This is a genomic window from Sphingomonas sp. (genome assembly GCF_040398505.1).
In the GTDB taxonomy this organism is placed as follows: Bacteria; Pseudomonadota; Alphaproteobacteria; order Sphingomonadales; family Sphingomonadaceae; genus Sphingomonas.
Genome location: NZ_JBBATX010000147.1, coordinates 1 through 5,383 on the forward strand (window position 1 = coordinate 1; position 5,383 = coordinate 5,383).

At 66.4% G+C, this 5,383-nt stretch carries 6 protein-coding genes; all 6 read left to right on the top strand.

What is annotated here, in order from left to right:
* The coding region (locus tag ABWP09_RS13365) for a BaiN/RdsA family NAD(P)/FAD-dependent oxidoreductase (RefSeq protein WP_353205616.1) at window positions 1-1,175 on the top strand (1,175 nt) is incomplete at its 5' end.
* Window positions 1,176-1,208: 33 nt separating this feature from the next.
* A complete protein-coding gene (locus ABWP09_RS13370; protein ID WP_353205617.1) occupies window positions 1,209-1,388 on the top strand; it encodes a type II toxin-antitoxin system HicA family toxin in 180 nt (59 codons plus the stop codon).
* An 8-nt stretch (window positions 1,389-1,396) separates the two neighbouring features.
* Window positions 1,397-1,816 carry a type II toxin-antitoxin system HicB family antitoxin gene (locus ABWP09_RS13375; protein WP_353205618.1) on the top strand — a complete coding sequence of 140 codons (420 nt, stop codon included), beginning with the start codon at window positions 1,397-1,399 and terminating at the stop codon, window positions 1,814-1,816.
* A gap of 90 nt (window positions 1,817-1,906) precedes the next feature.
* Window positions 1,907-3,640 (top strand): DEAD/DEAH box helicase, encoded by a 1,734-nt coding sequence (locus ABWP09_RS13380; protein ID WP_353205619.1) that lies wholly within the window; start codon window positions 1,907-1,909, stop codon window positions 3,638-3,640.
* A gap of 74 nt (window positions 3,641-3,714) precedes the next feature.
* A complete protein-coding gene (gene hisC, locus ABWP09_RS13385; RefSeq protein ID WP_353205620.1) occupies window positions 3,715-4,806 on the top strand; it encodes a histidinol-phosphate transaminase in 1,092 nt (363 codons plus the stop codon).
* Window positions 4,807-4,859: 53 nt separating this feature from the next.
* A partial coding sequence (locus ABWP09_RS13390; RefSeq protein ID WP_353205621.1) for a haloacid dehalogenase type II occupies window positions 4,860-5,383 on the top strand: 524 nt, incomplete at its 3' end.

Consider the following 5,383-nt stretch of genomic DNA (forward strand, 5'->3'; position numbering starts at 1 on the left):
CCTACGACACCATCATCCTCGGCGCGGGTGCCGCTGGCCTGATGTGCGCCTTCACCGCCGGGCAGCGCGGGCGGCGCGTTTTGCTGGTCGATCATGCCGAGGCGATCGGCAAGAAGATCCTCATTTCGGGCGGCGGGCGGTGCAATTTCACCAATCTCCACACCGCGGCGGATCGCTTCCTGTCGGCCAATCCGCACTTCGCCAAGTCAGCGCTCGGCCGTTACAGCGCGCAGGATTTCCTCGCTCTGGTTGAACGTCACGGCATCGCCTGGCACGAAAAGACGCTCGGCCAATTGTTCTGCGACGGCTCAGCCAAGCAGATCGTCGCGCTGTTGCAGGATGAATGCGACCGGGGTGGGGTGGAGATCGCGCTCGGCTACCCGATCCGCGACGTGGAGCATGCGGACGGACAGTATCGCGTCACGGCAGGCGATCGCACCGCGACCGCTCCGGCGCTCGTCATCGCGACCGGCGGCCCGTCGATCCCGCAAATGGGCGCGACCGGTTTTGCTTATGATCTCGCCCGGAAATTCGGGTTGAAAGTGGTCGAGCCGCGCCCCGCTTTGGTGCCGCTGACGCTGGGTGGCGACGAAACGCTGTTCCGCTCGCTCTCGGGCGTCGCGGCCGAGGTGGTGGCGAAAGCGGGCAAGGCCCAATTCCGCGAGGCCGCGCTGTTCACGCACAAGGGGCTGAGCGGCCCGGCGATTCTGCAAGTCTCGTCGTATTGGCGGCACGGCGAGCCGGTCGGGATCGATTTCCTGCCCGATCTCGCCCCCGGCTGGCTCGTCGCGGTCAAGCACGCCCGCCCGCGTGCGCGACTCGACAATACGCTCGGCAACCATCTGCCCGCGCGGCTCGCCGACACGCTGGCCGACCGCATCGGCATCGACGGCGAACTCGGCACCCACACCGACAAGGCCGTCGCGGCGGCGGCGGCGCAACTCGCCGACTGGCGCTTCACCCCCAACGGCACCGAAGGCTTCGCCAAGGCCGAGGTGACGGCGGGCGGCATTTCCACCGCCGAACTCTCCTCGCAGACGATGGAAGCGCGGAAAGTGCCGGGGCTGTACGCGATTGGCGAGGCGGTTGACGTGACGGGCTGGCTCGGCGGCTACAATTTCCAATGGGCCTGGGCGAGCGGCTGGGCGGCGGGGATGGCAATTGCGCGCGATTGACGTTTTGCGGCTGAGTGTGTATGATGCGCATTCATGAAAAGTGCCGATCTCATCCGTGAGTTGAAAGCGGCAGGATGGGTACTCGATCGCGTTCGCGGCTCGCACCATGTGTTCACCCATCCGGATCGCGGCGGCCACATTGTCGTGCCGCATCCAAAGAAGGATCTGGGGCGCGGGCTGGTTGCGGCGATCCGCAAACAGGCGGGAGTGTAGGAGGTCATATGCGCTATCCCATCGCGATCGAACCGGGTGACGACACCACTGCGTTTGGCGTCGTAGTACCGGATTTGCCGGGGTGTTTTTCGGCGGGCGATACGCTCGACGAGGCGATCGCCGGAGCCGAGGAAGCTGCGGCGGCATGGATCGATGCGACGCTCGACGCCGGACTCGCGATCCCGCGCGCGAGCAGCCTCGATACACTGCGGCTCGACCCGCAGTTCGCCGGATGGAGCTTTGGCGTCATCACGTTAGACGTGGCATTGTTCGAAGACACGATTGAACGCGTCAACGTCACCCTGCCGCGTCGCGTGCTGAAGCGACTCGATGCGATGGCAAGGGCGGCCGGGGAGAGTCGTTCGAGTTACATCGCGCAGATGACGCTGGAAATGCCCGATCGATTGGCGAACGACCGGGCGATCTGATCGCCTTCGCGGCGCACGTGCATTTCCCGCGCACCCGTGCTAAGGGCACGCGTTGGCGCGCGCCCCCGCCGCCCCCAGATCCGGAATATCATGCCCTTTTCACACCTCCCCACGCTTCTTGGCGAAGCATTATCCGCGCGTGGTTATGCCGCGCCCACCCCGGTTCAGGCCGCCGTCATTCAGCCCGAGGCCGAAGGCCGCGACCTGATCGTTTCGGCGCAGACCGGCTCGGGCAAGACCGTCGCCTTTGGTCTCGCGATCGCGCCGCAATTGCTGGGTGAGGACGGCCTTCTTCCGTCGCCGCGCGCGCCGCTGGCGCTCGCCATCGCGCCGACGCGCGAACTCGCGCTGCAAGTCAGCCGCGAGCTCGAATGGCTCTACGGCAAGGTCGGCGCGCGCATTTCGACCTGTGTCGGCGGCATGGACGCCAGCCGCGAGCGCCGCAGCCTCGCGCACGGCACGCATATCGTGGTCGGCACGCCGGGCCGCTTGCGCGACCATATCGAACGCGGTGCGCTCGATCTGTCGAACCTCAAGGCGGTGATTCTCGACGAAGCCGACGAGATGCTCGACATGGGCTTTCGCGAAGATCTCGAGCTGATCCTCGACGCGTCGCCCGGCGAACGCCGCACGCTGATGTTTTCGGCGACGATGCCCAAGTCGATCGTCGCGCTCGCCAAGCGCTATCAGAAGGATGCCTTGCGCATCTCGACCGTCGGCGAGGATCGCGGCCATGGCGATATCAGCTATCAGGCGGTGACCGTTGCGCCGGCCGATATCGAAAATGCCGTGGTCAATTTGCTGCGCTTGCATGAGGCGGAGACGGCGATGCTGTTCTGCGCGACGCGCGACAATGTCCGCCACCTCCACGCCGGACTGATCGAGCGCGGTTTTGCCGCCGTCGCCTTGTCGGGCGAGCATAGCCAGAACGAGCGCAACGCCGCGATGCAGGCGCTGCGCGACAAGCGCGCGCGGGTGTGCGTGGCGACCGATGTCGCCGCGCGCGGGATCGATTTGCCGTCGCTCAGCCTCGTCGTTCACGTCGAATTGCCGCGCGATGCCGAGACGCTGCAGCATCGCTCGGGCCGCACCGGCCGCGCGGGCAAGAAGGGCACCGCGATCCTGATCGTGCCGTATCAGCGCAAGCGCCGCGTCGAGATGATGCTGCGCGGTGCGCGCATCGCCGTCGAATGGATGAACGCGCCGACCGTCGACGACATCCGCCAGGCCGACAAATCGCGGCTGATGACGATGCTGATGGAAGACGTTGAAGTCGACGAGGATGATCGCGCCTTGGCGCAGCAATTGCTCGAGAAGAAGAGCCCCGAGGACATCGCGGCAGCATTGGTGCGCAGCTATCGCGCGCGGATGCCGGCGCCCGAGGAAATGATCGAGCACAGCAGTGCCGGCGGATCGCCGCGTGAGGCCGGCAAGGAGCATCACCGCGAGGGCTTTGACGATACGGTGTGGTTCCGCATGGATATTGGCCGTCGCCAGAATGCCGATCCGCGCTGGATTCTGCCGCTGATCTGCCGTCGCGGGCACATCACCAAGAACGAAGTCGGCGCGATCCGCATCGCCGCGAACGAGACGATGTTCCAGGTGCCGCGCGGCATCGCGGCCAAGTTCATGGCGGCGATAAAGCGCACCGTTGGCGAGGAAGCCGAAGGTGCTGTCCAGTTCGAGCAAGTCCAGGGCGGCCCGGCCGATGCCGAGCGGCCCAGCGCCGGACGTCGTGCCAACGGGCCTGCGCCGGTGCGGCACGAACGTCCGACGCTACGCCCCGCCGGTGCGGGTGGCGGGCATAAGCGGCCACGGGGGTAAACTGACGCCTCCCCTCCCTTCCAGGGAGGGGAGTAGCATTTGAAGTGCCCCGCTTTCCCCGCTAAGCGCGTCCCATGAACGCACCCCAACCCAAATCGTGGATCATGGACATCGCCCCGTACGTACCGGGGCGGTCAACCAGCGACAGCGGCGCGACCGTCGTCAAATTGTCGTCGAACGAAAACCCGCTCGGCACCAGCCCGCAAGCCGAGGCGGCGTTCGTCGCGCATGTCGGCGACCTTGCGCGCTATCCCGATGCGGGCGCGGCGGTGCTGCGCGAAGCGATTGCGGCGCATCACGATCTTGATCCCGCACGCGTGATTTACGGCACCGGATCGGACGAAATCCTCCACTTGGTCGCCGGGGCCTATGCCGGGCCGGGCGATGAAGTGATTCAGGTGCGGTACGGTTTCGCGGTCTATGAAATTGCGACTCGCCGCGTTGGCGCGACGCTGGTGATCGCGGACGACCGCGACCATGCGACCGATGTCGATGCGATCTTTGCCGCCGTGACCGATCGCACCCGGATCGTGTTCGTCGCCAACCCCAACAATCCGACCGGCACTTATGCCCCGGCGAGCGAGATCGCGCGGCTGCACGCCGGTTTGCCGCCGCACGTGATGCTGGTGCTCGATCAGGCTTATGCCGAATATCTCACGCCCGAGGAGGATGACGGCGGTCTCGACCTCGCGCGCGCGCAGGCGAACGTAATCGTCACGCGGACCTTCTCGAAGATTCACGGCCTTGCCGCCGAGCGGATCGGCTGGGGCTATGGCTCTGCGCACGCGATCGCAGCAATGCACCGCATTCGCGCGCCGTTCTGCTGCACCACTGCGGGGCAGGAAGCCGCGGTCGCGGCGCTGGGGGCTGCCGATTTCATCGCCGCCTCGCGCGAGCATAACCGCGTGTGGCGCGCGTGGTTCAATGACGAGATCGCCAAGCTCGGCAATGCCGGCTTGCGCGCCGTGCCAAGTGCGGCGAACTTCGTGCTTGTCCTGTTCGAAGGCGCGGTAAGCGCTGAGAGCGCGTATAAGGCGTTGATGGAACGCGGCTATATCGTGCGCTGGCTGCCCGGGCAGGGATTGGGCAATGGCCTGCGCATCACGATCGGCACCGAAGCGGAGACGCGCGGCGTGATGGCGGCACTGCGCGAGATCGTCGCCTGATCAAAGCTCTAGCCTTCGACGTCTTCGGCACCGTCGTCGATTGGCGCAGCAGCATCGCGCGCGAAGCGGCGGCGTTCTTCGGCGCAATCGGGCGGAGCGAGATTGATCCCGCCGCGTTCGCCGATGCGTGGCGTGGTTTGTATCAGCCCGCGATGGAGGAATGCCGGTCGGGGCGCCGCCGCTATACCCGGCTCGATCTGCTCAATCGTGAGACGCTCGCTACGCTGTTGGCGCAGCACGATGTCCACGCGGACGATGCGGCGGTCGCCAATCTGGCAATGGCGTGGCGTCGGCTTGATCCGTGGCCCGACGCGGTTGCGGGGCTGACACGGTTGAAGACGCGCTTTCCGCTCGTCACTTTGTCCAACGGCAATGCCGCGTTGATTCTGGAGATGGCGCGGCGCGGTGGCCTACCCTGGGACGCGATCCTCGGGGCCGAAGCGACCGGGGTCTATAAACCGTTGCCGCAAGCCTATCTGGGGACGGCGGAGATTCTCGGCATCGCGCCGGAGGAACTGTGCCTGGTCGCCGCGCACCATAGCGACCTTGCCGCCGCGCGCGCCTGCGGGTTGCGCAC

Bases quoted from the DNA above. Each gene is read 5' to 3' on its own strand.
- ABWP09_RS13370 (WP_353205617.1), top strand. From the start codon at position 1,209: ATGAAAAGTGCCGATCTCATCCGTGAGTTGAAAGCGGCAGGATGGGTA.
- ABWP09_RS13375 (WP_353205618.1), top strand. From the start codon at position 1,397: ATGCGCTATCCCATCGCGATCGAACCGGGTGACGACACCACTGCGTTT.
- ABWP09_RS13380 (WP_353205619.1), top strand. From the start codon at position 1,907: ATGCCCTTTTCACACCTCCCCACGCTTCTTGGCGAAGCATTATCCGCG.
- hisC (WP_353205620.1), top strand. From the start codon at position 3,715: ATGAACGCACCCCAACCCAAATCGTGGATCATGGACATCGCCCCGTAC.